The following is a 17,784-nucleotide window of genomic DNA, read 5'->3' as shown; positions in this document are numbered from 1 at the left end:
TATGGGGAGGTACCGCGTCAGAGACGAAGCGCAGCGGGGCGTGACAGCAATCGACGCGAGCGTTCGACCGTGACGACGCGCACAGCACAGTCGATCCCATCGATTTCCGGGATCGATCGGACGGGCGTCGCATTCAATCGTGGGGCGAATGCGCTCTCGTGGCCGGCGTTACTTCGGTGAGATATACCCTCGCTTCGCGGCGCGGAACGCGCCGCGGTACGCTTTCCACTCGTCGTTGACATCGAACTCCCAGTTATTGGTGTTCCCCCACGAACCGCCCATCATCTCGAACAGATCGATCCCCGGCAGGTGGAAGTTCCAGTACCGGGCGAACGTCTCTACGAGTTCCTGATTCCGTTCTTCGGACTGCGTGGTCATCCACTCCTGATAGAGTTCGTAGGGATTGACCTCTTCCGTCGACCCGGAGAGGTCCTCTCGACCGATTTCCGTCGGGATCTCGACGATCAATTCTTTGCCGTTGTACGGCGACCGATCCCGACCGTCTTCGAGCGCACCCTCGATCACGTTCGCATCGCCGAGATCGTTGCCGTGTTTGTGAGTGGGCCGGAAGTAGTAGGACGGATGTGCGATCAGCGCTCCGTGGTTGCCCATCGTCATGTCGAAATCGACGCTATTCTCCGTCCGATCGTTGTATGTCGCACCCTCTAGAACGGATAGATCGACTTCGAACCCAAACTGTGTGAGTTGGTCCGTAACGGTCCGAGCAGGATTGTCGGCCCACTGTGGGACGGCTATCTCGAGCGCGACCGTGTCTCCGCCGTCATCCAGCCAGCTCCCACCGTCGCGTTCGTATCCCGCCGATTCCATCAGTTCGGCCGCCCCGTCTTCGTCCGTTTCCGTGGGGTAATCGATGAAGTCGTCGACGGAGTCGCCGAGCTTGTCTTCTGTCACGAGCTCCGGAAGTCCGGTCTGTCGGGATCGAACCGTACTCTCCGGAGTGAAGTTCGTGGAGACGTGCTCGAAATTAATTACGTGAGCGATCGCGCGACGGACTTCCAACGTGCGCATGTGCTCGGCGGCAGGCCCTTGCATCATGAACTCGAGCTTGCGCATGAACGTATCTTGGTACGGGGCGAGCATTTCCACGTTGTCCGGATTCTGATCGCCAATCCAGTTTGATAACCGACCGAACCCGAAGTCGAGATCACCGCCCATGATCTGCTGGGCAACCGCCTCGTCCGCCGCGAGAACGTACTCGAGCTTGTCGATATTTATCTGGTCGGCGTACGGGTGCTCGTCGTACAGTTCGCAGTGGATCCCCTGTTCGTCGAAGTCGACGATTTCGAACGGGCCCATGCCCAGGCCCTCGTCGGCGACCGTCGAAATGTGTAGCGGCATTTCCTCGACCATCCGTTTCTCTATATCGACTCGTTCCTCTTCCGTCGAGGCGTCCTGGAGTTCCTCTGCCCATGGGCGGAACTTGTCGCGGTGACCACGCATCATCGCGCCGAGATACCCGCCGAGATTGTACTCGACGAGCTGTGGGTTCTGCGGCTCCTTGTATTCCCGAATGATCGTTTGACCGTTGTTTTCGAGAGAGAGCTGTTCGTAGTCGCTGGAGTCGGGGTTGAGAAGACGGGCGACTTCACCGTACCAATACTTGTCCGCCGCGTTGACCACGTCACCGTTCCACCAGTAGAACTCGTCGTTGTGGTGGACCGTTAGTTCCTGTGAGTTCTCGTCGTACTCCCAATCTTCGATCATTTCGTGCGAGATCGATCCATCGGAGTAGTACCGAAGCACTGGCTCGAGTAGCAACCACGTCGGGTTCCACGGGTAGCTGGGAGCCCACGTGTTGAAATTCATCTCGGTCGGGATCGACGAGTGGAACGTCGTGATTGTGCCGTCGTCACCGGAGCTACCACCGAGACAGCCGGCGACTCCACCTGTCACCATCGCCGCGCCCGCGGCCATCATTTTTCGTCGTGTGATAAACTCACTGGCTGAATCGATGGAATCATGTCTGTTATAATCTGGCATACGCTAACTGTATTCACATCCAGAGAATAAATACTATTTCATATTATATATGATAATACATTCTTTCATATATGTTATCGCTGCTCTAGATTGCTCACTACCGAGAGTACGATCTCGTCGCAATCGAAGACTGTGATGCGAAAGGATTCCGATCTCAACGGGGTTTGTGTAGTTGGCAAAATTTTCATAGATGGAGACTATGCTCCATACGGGAGCCCGTTCGGTTCCTGTCCGTCTTGAAAGTAAGAAGCCATTCACTCAGCGAACAACGTCAGCCGTGAGTAGGGTAGTTCACCAGCGACTGATCAGTGCCAGGAGGACATAGAACGTACCCCCAAAAGCGATCGCGGAGAGACCGAATACGCCGAGCATCCCAGCGATGACCCCGTCCTGTTGTGTGAGCGAGATGCTATCGAAGATCGCTCCCAGAAGCAACATCACGACGCCTATCGCCACGATCGATAGCAGGAACGATCCCCGGAGTATCGTGAGGGCTCGATAGAGGCGTTCGTTGGATGTATTCGGATCTGAATCGGTTTGTGTTGATAGCACGCGTTACCCGTAGATCACTGGCTAATACCATAAATGTTGGCCTCAGCCCCCTGCTGAATCGGATTCCAGCCACAATCGAATCGGACGAATGCCGATCAACAACCCACGCATCGATCGGGACTGTTGACCGTTCAGCGGTGACTCGCGACGAATGCGCCATCCATGGAATTACACCGAATTGGAAGAAGTGGGTCAACAGATGGAACGACAAATGCGGAGTCAGTTCGGTATCTCCTCCTCGTCAGCACCGGCTTTCTTCGCGTGCCGTGCCCTGATACGGGGATTGAAGACTCGATCCATCCCCTGGGAAAACAGGATGAACCCGAACGAAATGACGATGATCGCCGTCATCGGCCACAACAGCTGGTAGAAGTTACTGAGATTGACGAGGGCGTATCCTTCGGTATAGGCGGTGTCCATCATGATCCCCCAGTTGGCAGTAGTGAACGGGAGTACCCCAAGGAAGTACAGCGCGACGGATTCGAAAATCACCTTTCGCCCGGCCTGCGCCGCGTTAATGAGGATGTACGGCATCAGTTGTGGCGTGATATCTCGTGAGAGGATCGTCCTCGAGGGGAGTCCCATCGTTCGCGAGGCCTCGACGTACGACTCCTCGCGAAGCGTCAGGACTTGTGACCGGAGTGCGCGTGCGAGGCCCGGCCACGCGTCGATTGCGAGGATGACCCCGACCAGCCACGCTTGGCGCGGCGGATAAATCGCCGCGATAACGATGACCAGTGGGAGTCCAGGCATCGTCATGACGATGTCCGTGACGGACATGAGGACCGAATCTACTTTACCGCCCTTGTACCCGGCCGTGACCCCGATTAGAACCGCGAATCCGACGGAGACGATCGCACCGGCGATGACCAACTCGAGCATATCCGGCGTCGCATGGATGAGTTGGCGTCCGATCGGCGAGCCGTAGTTGTCGGCCCCCAGCGGATACTGGAACGAGAGCCACGGGATCGAAATGGATCCGAACGACGCTTGCGTGACGTCGATCCATCCGCCCTGCTCGGTGATGGCGGAGAGACCGCCGGAAAACGGCGGATGATTCACCGGTGCCTGATTCGTGGCCGGGCTCTCCACTAGCCACGGTGCCACGGTCCCGGCAAAGGCGAACAGCGCGATGACCACGATTCCGAACCGCGTTCGCCAGTCGTTCCACGCAACGCGTCCAGGAGCGAGCACATAGGCATCCAGCGTGCGATCGAAACGCTCCCACTTCGAGAGGTGGACGCTGTCGGCCTCTGCAAGCTGTCCGAACAACTGGTCGTCGCTGAGTTGTGCGCCACCGTCCGTGGATGTTTCGTCAGTATGACTCACTTTGACCACCTGATCCTGCTCGCGGGTCGACGATTCCGTACGTGAACTCGGCGAGGAGAACGCCAATGAGCGTGATAATGGTGAAGAACAGGAACGATCCCATTAGTAAGGGATAATCGCGCATGTTGATCGCGTCGAACGTGTACCAGCCGACGCCCGGATACGTGAAGATGTATTCGAGGACGACGCTGCTCGAAAACACCGCGGCGATGCCGATCATCATCTGCGTGTACAGCGGCAGGATGGCGTTCCGAGCGACATATCTCGTAGCAATTCGGGTCGAACTGATCCCTCGGAGCCGGGCGACACGGAGGTAATCCTCTCCCAGAATCCGAACGGAATTTCCGCGCATCGCGAGCGCACCGCCGCCGAACCCGACGATGAAACTCGACATGATCGGTAGCGTGCCGTGGTGAACGATGCTCGACATGAACTCGATAGTGAGCCCCGGCTCGAGGCTCGTATCGTATCGACCGCCGCCCGGGAACCATCTGAGCTCGTACGCGAAGAAGGCGAGAAAGAGGATGGCACCGACGTAGTACGGGATCGAGTTCAGGAACGTTGTGACGACGGTCATGGAGTTGTCGAACCGAGAACCCTCTGTGTACGCCATCGCGGCACCGAGGAGAATGTTTGCCGTATATCCCAGTGCCAAACCGTAGACGCTGATGAACACTGACCACGGCATCGCCGCGAACAAGATGTCGAACACCGGTTCGCCGTACTGGATCGACTGACCGAAGTCCTGGTACAGGATGACGTCCCTCATATATTCAAAGTACTGTATGTACATCGGTTTACTTGGATCGAAGCCGGTGTGCACCTGTACCATCTGATCGATGACTTCGGGGTCGGCGGCCTGTCCACTCCCTCCCAGCTGTTCCTCGAACTGCGCGCGCATCGCCTGCGCCGGGTTTCCCGGCATCATCCGGAACAGGACGAACGTAATCGTTGTCACGCTAATGAGTGTGACGAACGCGTGTCCGATCCGTTTCCAGTAGTACCCGAATCCGGCCAAAACCCCGATCAGGGTGACTATTGCGTTCCAAGATCGTGCTAAGTATTGTCGCATTAGATGATATTGAATGCTTTGCCATTACACATATAGTTTATCCCGTTGGTGAACTGGCAGCATTCGGAGTAGCCGTTTCCAGTTGCGTGCATGATCCTGATAGATCACCCGCATTAGAGAACATCGTCACTGTTCCGACCGTCTCTGAACGGTACCGAGAGATCGGAGAATCGCGGTCTCGAACCCGCTCGAACCTCCGCGATGGCGGCCGGGCCGTTCGCTCATCTGCACCGAGAGAGGACGAACCCGCTTAAGAGGGCGAGAACGGCGAGACCGAACAGGTTCAGTATCGTGACGGCGTACGCTGCGGACCCGGCATCGAGAGAGACGAACCACAGTGACGAGAGGCCCAGGAACCCCACGGAAAACGTAAACAGCAACCGCCATCCCTGCTCGTAGTCGCAAAGGTGATCGAGGTAACTTTTATCGTATTTGCCAGCCATGTGTCTCTCCATTCCCTCGGTCGCAAAAGTCCTTTGGTACCGATTCTCGAGGTAACAAACGGCGAGCCCGTCACAGTTGAAGAGTAGACTACCGAACGTCCCAAACCGAGGATCGGTGCCCTGCGATCAGGCCAGCTCGTCGATAGAAGCGGTTTCTTCGTCGTCGTAAATCGGCTCGCTCTCCCAGTATTCGTGGGACTCGTCTTCCCGGAAGCAGGCGACGACCGAGCCATCGTCCGTATCGACCATAGTCGGCATCTCGCGTCGACAGACGTCGCGGGCCTCCGGACACCGAGTATGGAACGGACAGCCGCTCGGCGGATCCGTCGGGTCCGGGATGTCGATCTCCCGAACCGGCGGTTTCGTCTTCTGGGCTTCCCTCGCCGCGTCCGGATCGAGCGGCGGCGTCGCCCACCGCAACACCTTCGTGTAGGGATGTTTCGGATCGTGGATAATCTCCTTCGCTGGCCCGATCTCGACGAGGTTGCCCAGGTACATGATTCCGATACGCCCCCCGGACTTCTCGGCGAGGTACCGTGCGTTCGCGAAGTCATGAGAGATAAACAGGTACGATGTATCGAACATCTCCTGCAAGTTGAGCATGAGATCCATCATCTCGACACGCAACGAGACGTCGAGCGCGCTGACCGCCTCGTCCGCGAGGATGAGGTCCGGACTCATCAGCAGCGATCGCAGGAGGACGACGCGTTGTTTTTCGCCGCCCGACAGCTGGTGCGGAAACCGAACCGCGTAGTCCTCAGCGGGTTTCATCCCGACCCGCTCGAGGAGATTAGAGATCACCGTTTCGCGGTCGCTGGAGTTCAGATCGGGGCGCCATCGCTTGAGCGGGGCGGCAAGACTCGCCCGCACGGTTCGACTCGGGTTCAGGGAACTGCCCGGATCCTGATGAACGATCTGCAAGGCTCGGCGAATCTCGTCAGGATCGATGTCGGTGTTTCCCCGCTTCGACTCCCAGATATCCATTCCCCGGTAGGTCACCGTCCCCGATGTCGGCTCCTGAATACCGATCGCGGTTTTGCCGAGGGTCGTTTTTCCGCAGCCGGATTCGCCGACGAGCGCGATGACCTCGTTCTCTTTGATGTCGAGCGAAACGTCGTCGACCGCGCGAACCGTCATGTCCTTGTTGAATACCTTGTCGATGAAACTGGCCTGATCGAAGTGAACGTTGACATCATTCAACGACATGAGAGTCTCGGTATCGGAGCGGTCGGCTGGCGACATCGGCTCCGATTCGAGTTCTTCGACACCGAGGTCGTACTGGACGGCATCGGCCGATTCGCCCCAGTGGAAACACGTGGCTTCTTGTCCGTCTCCAACGCTGTGATACCCAGGGTCTTCCTGGACGCACTTGTCGGTCGATATCGGACATCGGGGATGATACGAACAACCGGACGGCGTGTTGACTGGGTCCGGACTTTCGCCATCGATCGGATTCATATTCTCCAGCGGAGCGTCGACGCTCGGTACCGACTTCAACAACGCCCTCGTATACGGATGGGCCGCGTTCCGGACGACGTGATCGCTGGGACCAAACTCGACGAACTCGAACGCGTACATCACCGCGAGACGGTCGGCCAATCCCGCAACCAGCGGTAGATCGTGCGTGATGAAGACGATCGTGAGATCGTACTCGTTCTGGAGGGTCTCGAGAAGGTTCATGATCGACCGCTGCATGAGCAAGTCGAGTGCGGCGGTCGGTTCATCCATAACCAGCACCTCGGGGTCGAGAACGAGGCTCAGCGCGATCAACGCTCGCTGTTTCATACCGCCGGAGAGCTCGTGCGGGTACGAGGAGAGTACCCGGTCTGGATCGAGGTAGAGGTCGGCGAGGAGCTGCCGAGTGTGAGCCATCCGCTCGTCCATATCTTTACCGTGGGCCCGGATCGTCTCCTCGAAGTGTTCCCTGACCTTCATCGTCGGATTGAACGAACTCATCGCCCCCTGGAACACCATCGAAATCTCTTCCCAGCGGAACTGCTCGAGTTGGTCGTCGGTCAGAGAGAGAACGTCAACGGGGTCACCATCTGTGGGGTGATACCAAATTTCACCCGACGCTTCGCCGGGATCGACGACCGCGTTGAGCATCGACGCCGCAAACATGGACTTCCCGCTGCCGCTCTCGCCAACGATTCCGAGCATCTCATTGCGATGAACGTCGGAATTCACGCTGTCGAGGACGCGTGACGTTCCGCGGTCCATATCAAAGGTCACGCTCACGTCGCGGACCTCGAGGATCGTCTGCTGATCGTTCTCGTTATAGGATTCGTATTCGTGTTTACTCTGTGTCATTTTACCATCATAGATCTTCGTTTGCTTGGCAGTAATTCACGCGCCATCCGGTCGTTCGCTTCGTAAGGTACGTGTTGACACACGCTTATATAAACCTTTTCAGCGGGAGAGCGGGACGGATACGTCGAGGCTAATCGACCGAACAGTCGCGACGGTCGCAGGCTGTACGCCTCTATCCGTCAGTCGCCTCCGTCCGTCTAAGTCTGTTGAGCGAACGAGCAGCAGCGTCTCTTACATCCGCATCGGGATCACTTTCGGCGAATTCAGCGATGGTTGCATAAGCGGTGACGTCGCCGGCGAAACCGAGTGCAAGCGCTGCATTCGCTCGAACAGACGGATCGTCGTCCTCGAGTCGCGCTCGAAGCCGCGGAACCATCGATTCGACGGCTTCCGGTTGCACGTTCGCAGCGTCTGCAAGAAGGGTAACACCGTTCACTCGCCGCTCAGCGTCGCGTGACTCGACGAACTTCGTCAGCTCGTCGACGATCGGCGCAACGGCGCGACCGACCCGCTCCGGACACGCATCCGCGACGGCCACGAGCGTGTCCGCCGCTCGCCACGGAACCGGATGTTTTCCGTCCGACGCGATCCGCGTCGCGAGAGCTGACACGAACGGTTCTACCTCGCGAGGGGACTCCAGTGCGATAGCCTCGAGCACCTCACAGGCGGCTGCCCGAACGAGATGATTGTCGTCCTCGAGCAAGTCAGCCACGTCGGAGACGGATCCCCGAATCGCGGCCGGATCCACAGCCGCGATTCGTGTGAGCCCCGCGATCGCGTGGACGCGTACCTTGTCTCGGCTTTTTCGTTCCTGTTTCAGCGCGCCACCCCTATGAGGTCCGGCGCCCGGGATACCGCCGGGCGTCGAATCGTCGACTGGTACGACCGGTTCGTGACAGATCGTGAGCAACGTATCGACGGCGGGAATCACAGCGGTCGGTCGTTCGAGAGCGAGTTTCGCCAAGGCGAGGATGGCCGGTTCACGGCCGGGGGTCGATCGATCGTCGGCGATCGACCGGAGTTCGGGAACGACACGTTCGAACGGTTCGGGATGCCGCTCGACGAGCACCTCGGTCGTCAGTACGGCCCGTCGACGGATGTCAGCGACGTCGGTAGTGAGATGATCCTCGAGACGAGCCACGGCGGAGTCGACGGCCGCAGATCGAACCGTCGCGAGTTCCGTGAATGTCTCGAACGCAATCGATCGTGTCTTCTGATCGCCGTAAACGAGAAGATCGACGACGTCGTCGACATCGACTGATGACGGCTCCGTTTTGGCGGCTTCCCGCAGCGCTGACGCGTGCTCGGTCTTGTCCTCTGAGGGGACGGACATGACGGAGACGATACTATCCAGGTATATATTTGCTGTCCAACGGGGGTGAACAGATACGCACCTCTATCGCTGCTCGCAGATAACAGTCATATCCAGCGGGGAGTTCGACCACGAGCAGCTTACCGCCAGTATCGATCGACCGCATACCGTCTGTGAACTCCGGAGAACGTGACGCTTCTTCCCTCGGTGGTATGTCAGGGCCGGAGAACGGCCTTGATAACACCATCGCGACGTTCGCGGACGCACTCGAGTGCATCGTCGTACGCTGCGAGGTCGAACTCGTGGGTGACGATACCGTCGATGGTGAGTTCTCCCCGCTCGAACAGTTCGATTACGTCGTCGAGTGCATGTGAGGCGGTAACACCACCGACGACCGACAGCTCTTTGGCGACGATATCGTTCGGATTGATCTCTCGGGGACCGTTGAAGACGCCCGTCAGTGCGATCTGGCCCCGTTTAGCGGCGATTTTCAAACAGGTGTTCACCACGTCCCCAGCACCTGCCGTCTCGACACAGACCTCGACCCCGTGTCCGCTGGTGTACTCGTCGACCACTGCCACCGGATCCACCTCGTGAACGTTGACGGTCTTCGTCGCGCCAAGGTTGCGGCCGATATCGAGTCGTTCCTCACGCGTGCCGGTGAGAATCACATCCTCGACTCCCCTGGCACGGAGTAACTGAACGCCAAATAACCCCAGCGACCCCGGCCCGAGGACCGCAGCAGTATCCGAAACTGACGTCTCGATGCGTTTCATCGCGTGGAGTGTACACGCCGCAGAATCGATCTGACAGGCTTCGAGATCCGAGATGCTGTCGGGAACCGGGTTCAATGTCTCGACAGGGAAGGCGGCATACTCTCGATAGCCGCCGTCGACTGTGAATCCGATTTCGCGAAGGTCGTCACACTGGTAGTACCGACCTTCCCTACAGGGAGTACAAGTGCCACAGTAGATGAACCCATGGAGGGCGACTCGATCACCTACCGAAAGCGAATCGATGTCCTCACCGAGCTCGACGACCTCTGCACAGATCTCGTGACCCGGAACGAGCGGATACTGGGTCCAGGGCGGCCCTTCACCATCGATTAATCCGATGTCACTCCCACAGATTCCGACTGCACGAATCTTCACGACCGCTTCGCCCGGATTCGGTTCAGGTCGTTCGCGCGTCTCCTCCCATACGTTTCTCTCTCCGTCAGTGGCTATCGTTCGCATTCATAGATCACTCCAACCTTCAGACATAGATACTATCCAACTGGTATTAAATCACCGGGGAGATATATCACCAATCGTCGGCTTCAAAACGCAGTCGGTTATAATCGAGGCTGGAACTCGGTCTCTGTGGCCGCAAGGGCGACTCGTCGGTACAGTCTCCTGCACTTGCCATGATACTCTGCATCGTTTGGTATGACGAAATGGGTGGACGTGTCTCCGAGCGAACGACAGCCCCAAAACGGGTGGGGGTAGTATATCTTGGACGTTGCTGTTCAACGGATATGGTATTTAGTATATATGTTGGTGCAAATCTGACAAATATACGTCTCTCGGATGAATGTAGTCGGACGAGGACTGTTTAACAGGACCAAACATTTATGAGGTGTGTGATTGTATACCAGTGCAAGAAATGGCGAACGCGAAAAACCCGGTACAGGCGGTCCAGCGAACGCTCGATATCGTTAACGTCCTCAAAGAGAGAGAGGGTGCGCGTGTCACTGAAATTGCGAATGAGATTGGCATTTCGAAGGGTACAGTTCACTGTCACTTAGCGACCCTCGAGGAGAACGGCTACGTCATCAACGAAGGCAACGGGTACAAACTCGGATTACGGTTCATCGATATCGCACACCACGCGAAAAACCGGATCGACATTCACCATATTGCGACAAAGGAAGTAGAGGCACTCGCCGAAGAGTCTGGAGAAATGGCGCTGTTCACTGTCGAAGAACGCGGCGAAGGCATCTGCCTTCACACTGCCGAAGGAGAAAACGCTGTCCAGACGGAGGTGTACGTCGGCTATCGAAACGGACTCTATCATACCGCCGTCGGAAAGGCGATGCTCGCATTCATGCCTCCCGCAAAACGTGATCGGATCATCGAAGAGACTGAATTCGAGGCCATCTCGCCGAAAACGATCACTGACGAAACGGAGTTACGGAAAGAGCTCGAGCAGATCCGCGAAGAGGGTATTGCATACAATCACGGTGAAACCATTCAGGGATTGGTCGGCGTCGGTACTCCGATCCACGACCAAGATGGTGGACTTTACGGAGCGATCAGCATTATTGGTCCCGCTAGACGAATGGACGAAGAACGCCTTACTGGTGAACTTCCAGAAATGATCCGCCAAGCGGTCAATATTATCGAAATTAATTCCACATCGCTCTGATCGGCTCATGTCATTCAAATGTTATTAGCTATAACTGATTGTGCGAGTCACCGTTATCAGTCAGCCGACCTCAACACTAGCTTCCACCTAGAATATACTCGCCTTGGTTGTACGGCGGTATAAGTAGTAAGACATTTGAACGATATGAAGAACCATTCCGCGGCGGTATCATGAATGAGTGTTGTTTAGTATGACAAAACGATAGCTGATGAGCAGACCATCCGATCAGACCGATGATTCAGACCTTGATGCGATTGAACACATTCGATTTAGTAACTGAAACTGCGCGACGTGTAAGTATCGCTCAACCGCAGTCGTGAGATCACATTGTACAGCAAATAAATTACATTCATATGTTTGTAATCGCAAGTTATGGATGCGATCGACACCTATCTTGAGTGTATGAAACCACTTTTCAATGAGGTTTCAACCCTCAAAATGCGCATTGACCGCTTCCATCACTCGTAGGTGGGCAGTCGGGCGAGCGTCCGCGAGTGGCTTGAACGATTCGTACACTACTATAACCACCAGAAACCGCATCAAGCTCTCGACGAAAAGACGCCAGCTGAGGAGGTGCTGAACTAGACAGTGCCGACAAATAGAGCTGGATACTCGATCGCATCATCCATGCGGCGTTGCCTCATGCTCTTTATAATCCTCTCTACGGGTCGACGTAAGTACTGGCGGTGATCGGTGTGCTCTGAATTCTCCTTCGACGACGTCCCAGCGTCGTCTCACAGTAGGTGAGACTCGCCTCGAGAGCGCGACGACAATCACCGATGGCAGACATCCACCGTGGACGACGAGGAATGCGGCTGTCGAGACGAGAATCCTATCGTCCAACCATCCTGAATGGTGGATGTTTGGTAGTAATAATTCTACCGATATATTAATAATAACAACGCAGCCGGTTGGTGATGAGATAATATTATACTTCCCAGCGGAAATAGATCGACCTCGAGATCATTGAGTTACATCCGTACGCTTGTAAATTACAGTGTTCTGGAACTGTTGTATGTGTGTCCGGTTCCGTTTCCATCCAACGTTGTTGGACAGTCCGAACCGCTTTACGCATTTCGGAGAGCGGGAACTCGAGGTCAATAGTGCGAATAGCGAAGTTCGATCACGTTCGCCGCCTTCTCGACCGCTGCGACGAGTTCCTCGAACCGGTCGTGCTCGTCCAAGTGGTTCTTCGGCCCGGAAACCGATACGGCGCTAATGACTTCGTCCGATCGTCGATCCACGATCGGAGCACCGATCGTGAGAACGCCCTGCCTCCGATCCTGGTCCTCGACTGAGTAGCCGCGTTCGCGAATGTCCTCGAGTTCGGTGAAGAGTTCGTCGACGTCCGTGATGGTGTGTTCGTTCGCCCGCGGCAACCCGTGGGTGTCGACGATCGATTCGACGCGACTCGTCGGGTAGTGGGCCAACATCGCCTTGCCGAGGGCCGTCCAGTGCATGTGCGCGTACTCTCCGATCGGCGCGTTGTCGTGGATAGCGTCCGGTCCCTCCGATTTGTAGAGGAGGACTCGCAGTCCGTTCTCTTCGATCCCGAGATTCGCAACCTCACCGGTTTCGGATCCGAGCTTGTCCACTTCCGGTCTCGCGACTTCGTACAGTCGCGATCGATTTCTGTGATCTCCACCGTATTCCAGAAACCGGTAACTCAACGTGTACTCGCCGTCGTCTTGCACGACGAAGCCCTGATCCTGTAACGTCTGCAGATAGACGTGAACGGTACTTTTGGGGAACTCGAGTTGCGTCGTCAGTTCTGAGAGTCCCGCTTTCCCCGTTTGTCTCAGCTGCTCGAGAACGGTAAAGGCCTTCTCGACCGATCCGAGCGTGTTGTTCGGCGTCGATTCCGGTGAGCTGTCGATCATATTTCCGACATCGGTTCGCACTCTTTTAACGATACCTCTCGTCGGCGAGCGGCCGAACTGCTGTTGCTAGACAGTGATCCGAGCTGGGGTTCGTAAACGGAGAGTCCGTTCGTCTTTGCGTTCTCTCAGGAGCGCTCGAAACGGGAGTATCGTGATACGCCTACCAATCGTCTGTTATTAGCCGCCGATCAGACGAGGTTCACGAGGCTCCCGGTATCGCCCGTCTCGGATAGCTTCGTCACGTTGTCGGCGACGATATCTGCCAACCGATCCCAGTGTTTCGGACTGTGGCCCGCGTTGTGCGGAGTGATAATGACGTTCTCGAAGCGCCACAGCGGGTGATCTGCGGGGAGCGGCTCGGGATCGGTCACGTCGAGTGCGGCCCCGTCGATCTGATTCGTCTGGATCGCGGTCACGAGTGCGTCGGTGTCGATGATCTTTCCGCGACCGACGTTGATTACCGTCGCGTTCGGTGGCAGCGTCTCGAACTCGTCGCTCGAAAGCAGTTCGCGCGTCGTCTCCGTCAGCGGCGCGGCGATGATCAGGTACTCGGTCCGGGCCAGCGCGTCGTGGACGTCTTCGCGGTCGAAGCCCACGACTTCGTCCGTCGGTCCTCCTTTCTCGGGCGTGTATCTGATCCCGATCGTCTCGACATCGAACCCGGAGAGCCGTTCAACGACGGCCGTTCCGATCGCGCCGAGACCGACGACGGTGACCGTACTCCCCATCAGTTCGTCGCCCTGGTAGTGGCGCCACTCGTGGCGGTGCTGCTGTCTCAGTCCCGTCTGGAGCCGCCGCGAGAAGGCCAGCACGTAGCCGACGACTTGCTCTGCGATGTTCGGTGCGTGGATCCCGGAGGCGTTGGTGACGGCGACGTCCATCTCCCGCAGGGTGTCGAGCGGCAGGTGATTGTAGCCCGCGGCGACGCCCGCGAACAGACGGAGGTTTTCTGCGTGCTCCAGCAGACTCACATCGATGTCGACGCCGGTGACGACCGTGGCGTGCTCGATGAGGTCGCGCTCTTCGGCCGGCGTTCGGGCGAGCCTCACGTCGTGGTCCGGTAGTTGTGCGTCGAGTAAATCGGCGTACTCGCGCGCTGGCAGTCCGTGCGTATCGGAGCGGAGGACGAGAACGTCCAGTGTATCGTTGCTCATGGGTAGTCCGCCGACGGGAAAACGGTCTCTCCCGCGACAGTGCGCTAACGCACTTGCGGTGAGGTTATTAATCCTGTCCAACCGGCAGCGCTGTCGACGGTGTCTCCATGATTATTATTCGTCATCTCACCCGAATGTTTATTAGAGTCGATACTGCATGTGGTTGTATGGCAGGCCAGATGCAGAGACGCCAGTTTATCGCAGCTGCCGGTGTCGCCGGGGTTGTAGGGTCAGCAGGCTGCCTCAGCGATATCGTCGACCGGTCGAACGGCGCGAGTAGCTCCAACGAGTACTGGGAGTACTTCCACTCGCAATCGGAGGTCGCGGCGGAATTGATGGAGACCACCGTCGAGACGTTCCAGCGCGAGCAGGACGCACAACTCGAGATGAACTGGTCGAACTGGGACGACATCAACGGCGGCAAGTGGAAGAACAACATCCAGAACGGGAACCGACCGCTACTCTACGATTCGACGAACTCGCTCACCGGGCAGTTCATCGAACCCGGCTGGGTCAAACCCGTCAGCGAGTACAAGGATAGACTCGACGACGAGGCGCTCGAGAACGTCGAGTGGGCACTCGAGATGGCCCGGAGCTGTTATCGCGGCTTCGACGAGGAACTGTACGAGATTCCCGTCGGTCTCGAGGTCGGCGCGCCGTTCATCGCGCGGGCGGATCACTTCGAAGCGGCCGGCCTCTCGATCGAAGACGACTTTCCGCCCGAGGATTATGAGCATCTCGTCCAGTTGGCGACCCAGCTTCAGGAGGACGGTCCGGGCGAGTACGGATTTCAGATCTACGGCGAGCACGGTGACGTCACCGACGAGGCGCTCGTCACGTGGACCGCCTCGAAGGGCGGATACGACGGGATGTATCTCAACGAGGACTGGTCGGACGTCAACTACGACAACGACATCTGGAAGGAAGCGACCAGACAGTACGTCGACCTTTACCGTGAGCACGGGCTCTCCTCCGCCAAGGCAGCGACGGCGTCGAACGAAGGCGCCGCCCAGATGCTCATTCAGGGGGAGGTGAGTATGTATCAGGGGAGCACGAAGGGCTTCGGCCAGTTCATGAGCCGCGCGGAAGACATGATTGGGGACGGGACTATCGTATTCGGGCCGCCTTGGGAGGGCGACGCGGGCAACCGCGGCGACTTCTTCACGCAGTGTGTCGCGCTCATGCGAAAGCCCGACGGCGTCCCGGAAGACGTCTGGCAGGAACGCGAGGAGATGGCGATCCAGTGGATCAACAAACTGCTCTCGGCAGACTTCCAGCGGGAGGTGCCGAAGTCGCTTGCGACGCTCCCCGTTCGGCGGGACGTGTGGCCGGAGCTCGAGGACGACGAGGCCCTCTCCCGGAGTAATTACATCTCGACGCTCGAGACGACCGTCGAGGGGATGGAACACGGGTGGTCGAGCCACCCCGAGATGAACGCGATTCAGTACAACATCGCCGGACCGAGATTCCAAGAAGCGGTCCGCGGCAAGATCAGCCCCGAGGAGGCCTGTGATCTGACCGCCGAAGAAATACGCAATCAGGTGGATATCTAACATGTCAACACGGAACTTATTCGACGTCGGTGGCAGAGCCGAGCGCTACCGAACGGTACTCTCAGAGAACTGGTTCGCGTATCTGCTGATCCTGCCGGTGTTGCTGTTCCTAGTCGCGCTCATGTGGCTCCCCTTCATGCAGGGGATTTACATGAGCTTCAACGAGTGGCCCTTCGGCGGCGAGCCGACGTGGGTCGGGCTGGCGAATTACGAGTTCCTGTTCCAGTGGGAGCCGTTTTACACGTCCCTGAAGGCGACCGTCATCTTCTCGCTGACGACGGTGTTTCAGCTGGTCGTCGCGCTCGCGGCGGCACTCGCCGTCCGGGAACTCCGCCGCGGGAAGAGTCTCGTCAGCGCGGCGTTTCTGCTCTCGTATACGATGCCGCCGCTGGTGATCGGGACCATCTGGGCGTACCTGCTCGAGCCCGACTTCGGTCCCGTCTTTGGCTTCCTTACCGAGTGGAACGTCCTCGAGTCGACGATCTACTGGGGTAGCAGCGGGCCCATGTCGCTCGCAGTCGTGATGTTCGTGACGACGTGGACGTTCTGGCCGTTCATGTTCCTCATCATTTCGGCCAGCCTCGAGAGCATCCCGGAGGAACTGTACGAGAGCGCTCGCATGTACGGCGCGGGACCGCTCCAGACGTTCCTTCGCGTGACGCTTCCGCAGCTGAAAAGCGCCATTCTGGTCGCGCTGAGCATCCGAATCATCTGGAACATGACCAAGATCTCGCAGGTGCTCCAGATCACGAACGGCGGACCGGGATACGACACGTCCATCCTCGCTGTGTTATTGTATCAGTTCGCCTACGGGCGGGGCCAGATGGGCGTCGCGTACGCCATCGGAATCGTCCTACTCGTGATGACCCTCGGCTTCGTCTTCGTGTTCATCCGCGAGTTCGAGCGCGCAAGCGAGGGGGCGGGAGCATGAGTGCGACCGGCTACGACGCGACCGGCGTGACGCTGAAAGCGACCGCGTACGGCGTCGTCGCGTTTCTCGTGCTCGCGAACCTTGTTCCGCTCCTGTTCATCCTCTCGGTGTCGTTCATGCCGCCGAGCGAGTTCTTTACCGATCCGCACCTCGTCCCGTACGAGCCGACGCTGGAGGCGTGGACGAGCGGGTTCGAGGATCTGCGAGGGAATCTCGTCAACAGCTTCCTGATCGGTGCGGGCACCGCGTTGCTGGCGCTCGCCATCACGATCCCGGGTGCCTACGCGTTCGCCCGGAAGGAGTTCTACGGGAAAACGACCGGCTTCTACGCGATCATCTCGGCGATGATGTTCCCGTACATCCTTCTGGTCATCCCGATCATGGACCTGTGGTCCGCGCTCGGAATCTACAACACCATCTTCGGGATGATTCTGGCGTACCAAGTGTTCGTCACCCCGTTTTCCATCTGGATCCTTCGGGACTTCTTCGAGAACCTCCCGACGGACATCGAGGAGGCCGCGCAGGTGTACGGCTGTACGCAGTTCACGGCGTTCGTTCGAGTCATCCTCCCGCTTGCGGCCCCCGGTATCGTCGCCGTCGGATTCCTCGCGTTTCTCACGGGATGGAACGACTTCCTCTTCGCCAACCTCTTGACCACCGGTACGGGGCCGGTTCCGGCCGTGCCGGTCCTGTACGGCACCATCGGCGGCGGATCGGGTGAGCGAGTCTACTGGGGGAAGCTGATGGCCGAGACGATCATCATCGGCACCCCTCCGACGATCATCTACCTCGTCGCGCGCAACTACTTGGAGAGTGCGTTTAACGTATGAGTCGAAAACCC

General features: G+C 57.9%; 14 protein-coding genes and 1 pseudogene. 5 read left to right on the top strand and 10 right to left on the bottom strand.

Features of this window, described 5'->3' with window-relative positions:
* Positions 1 to 168: 168 nt before the first annotated feature.
* The 8 genes from HYG81_RS42090 to HYG81_RS42055 all read right to left on the bottom strand — a co-directional run bounded on the left by HYG81_RS42090 (position 169) and on the right by HYG81_RS42055 (position 10,254).
* The gene (locus tag HYG81_RS42090; protein WP_226778130.1) at positions 169 to 1,935 is read right to left on the bottom strand and encodes an ABC transporter substrate-binding protein; all 1,767 of its coding nucleotides are present in this window, start codon (positions 1,933 to 1,935) and stop codon (positions 169 to 171) included.
* Between the two features lie 357 nt (positions 1,936 to 2,292).
* Positions 2,293 to 2,553: a hypothetical protein gene (locus tag HYG81_RS42085; protein WP_226778129.1), complete on the bottom strand. Its 261-nt coding sequence runs from the start codon at positions 2,551 to 2,553 to the stop codon at positions 2,293 to 2,295.
* Positions 2,554 to 2,772: 219 nt separating this feature from the next.
* Positions 2,773 to 3,882 (bottom strand): ABC transporter permease, encoded by a 1,110-nt coding sequence (locus HYG81_RS42080; RefSeq protein ID WP_226778128.1) that lies wholly within the window; start codon positions 3,880 to 3,882, stop codon positions 2,773 to 2,775.
* Positions 3,869 to 4,900 carry an ABC transporter permease gene (locus HYG81_RS42075; protein WP_425607575.1) on the bottom strand — a complete coding sequence of 344 codons (1,032 nt, stop codon included), beginning with the start codon at positions 4,898 to 4,900 and terminating at the stop codon, positions 3,869 to 3,871. Before HYG81_RS42075 ends, HYG81_RS42080 begins: the two co-directional genes overlap by 14 nt.
* A gap of 275 nt (positions 4,901 to 5,175) precedes the next feature.
* Positions 5,176 to 5,397 (bottom strand): hypothetical protein, encoded by a 222-nt coding sequence (locus HYG81_RS42070; RefSeq protein ID WP_226778127.1) that lies wholly within the window; start codon positions 5,395 to 5,397, stop codon positions 5,176 to 5,178.
* 126 nt (positions 5,398 to 5,523) lie between these two features.
* A complete protein-coding gene (locus HYG81_RS42065; protein ID WP_226778126.1) occupies positions 5,524 to 7,707 on the bottom strand; it encodes an ABC transporter ATP-binding protein in 2,184 nt (727 codons plus the stop codon).
* A gap of 172 nt (positions 7,708 to 7,879) precedes the next feature.
* Positions 7,880 to 9,040 (bottom strand): HEAT repeat domain-containing protein, encoded by a 1,161-nt coding sequence (locus tag HYG81_RS42060; RefSeq protein ID WP_226778124.1) that lies wholly within the window; start codon positions 9,038 to 9,040, stop codon positions 7,880 to 7,882.
* Positions 9,041 to 9,234: 194 nt separating this feature from the next.
* Complete coding sequence (locus HYG81_RS42055) at positions 9,235 to 10,254, bottom strand: zinc-dependent alcohol dehydrogenase (protein WP_226778123.1); 1,020 nt, start codon at positions 10,252 to 10,254, stop codon at positions 9,235 to 9,237.
* Positions 10,255 to 10,663: 409 nt separating this feature from the next.
* Here HYG81_RS42055 and HYG81_RS42050 point away from each other — a divergent pair, with 409 nt between their 5' ends.
* Positions 10,664 to 11,425, top strand: coding sequence for an IclR family transcriptional regulator (locus HYG81_RS42050; RefSeq protein WP_226778397.1), 762 nt, complete (start codon positions 10,664 to 10,666; stop codon positions 11,423 to 11,425).
* Between the two features lie 429 nt (positions 11,426 to 11,854).
* Positions 11,855 to 12,010 (top strand): annotated as a pseudogene (locus tag HYG81_RS42045) (integrase core domain-containing protein); the annotation flags it as partial.
* A 512-nt stretch (positions 12,011 to 12,522) separates the two neighbouring features.
* On the opposite strand, the gene HYG81_RS42040 reads toward HYG81_RS42045, so the two are convergent.
* Positions 12,523 to 13,305 carry an IclR family transcriptional regulator gene (locus HYG81_RS42040; RefSeq protein ID WP_226778122.1) on the bottom strand — a complete coding sequence of 261 codons (783 nt, stop codon included), beginning with the start codon at positions 13,303 to 13,305 and terminating at the stop codon, positions 12,523 to 12,525.
* Positions 13,306 to 13,493: 188 nt separating this feature from the next.
* On the bottom strand, positions 13,494 to 14,459 hold the full coding sequence (locus HYG81_RS42035; protein WP_226778121.1) for a D-2-hydroxyacid dehydrogenase: 966 nt from the start codon (positions 14,457 to 14,459) through the stop codon (positions 13,494 to 13,496).
* A 167-nt stretch (positions 14,460 to 14,626) separates the two neighbouring features.
* On the opposite strand from HYG81_RS42035, the gene HYG81_RS42030 reads away from it, so the two are divergent.
* From HYG81_RS42030 to HYG81_RS42020, 3 genes are read left to right on the top strand one after another with little or no spacing between them, the layout of a single operon-like run.
* Positions 14,627 to 16,012 carry an extracellular solute-binding protein gene (locus HYG81_RS42030; protein ID WP_226778120.1) on the top strand — a complete coding sequence of 462 codons (1,386 nt, stop codon included), beginning with the start codon at positions 14,627 to 14,629 and terminating at the stop codon, positions 16,010 to 16,012.
* A gap of 1 nt (position 16,013) precedes the next feature.
* Positions 16,014 to 16,943, top strand: a complete 930-nt coding sequence (locus tag HYG81_RS42025; protein WP_226778118.1) for a carbohydrate ABC transporter permease — start codon at positions 16,014 to 16,016, stop codon at positions 16,941 to 16,943.
* A complete protein-coding gene (locus HYG81_RS42020; RefSeq protein ID WP_226778117.1) occupies positions 16,940 to 17,773 on the top strand; it encodes a carbohydrate ABC transporter permease in 834 nt (277 codons plus the stop codon). Before HYG81_RS42025 ends, HYG81_RS42020 begins: the two co-directional genes overlap by 4 nt.
* Positions 17,774 to 17,784 lie beyond the last annotated feature (11 nt).

Source organism: Natrinema zhouii (genome assembly GCF_013456555.2).
Taxonomy (GTDB): domain Archaea; phylum Halobacteriota; class Halobacteria; order Halobacteriales; family Natrialbaceae; genus Natrinema; species Natrinema zhouii.
Note: the sequence above shows the minus strand (reverse complement) of the source record. Positions and strands in the feature narration are given on the sequence as shown.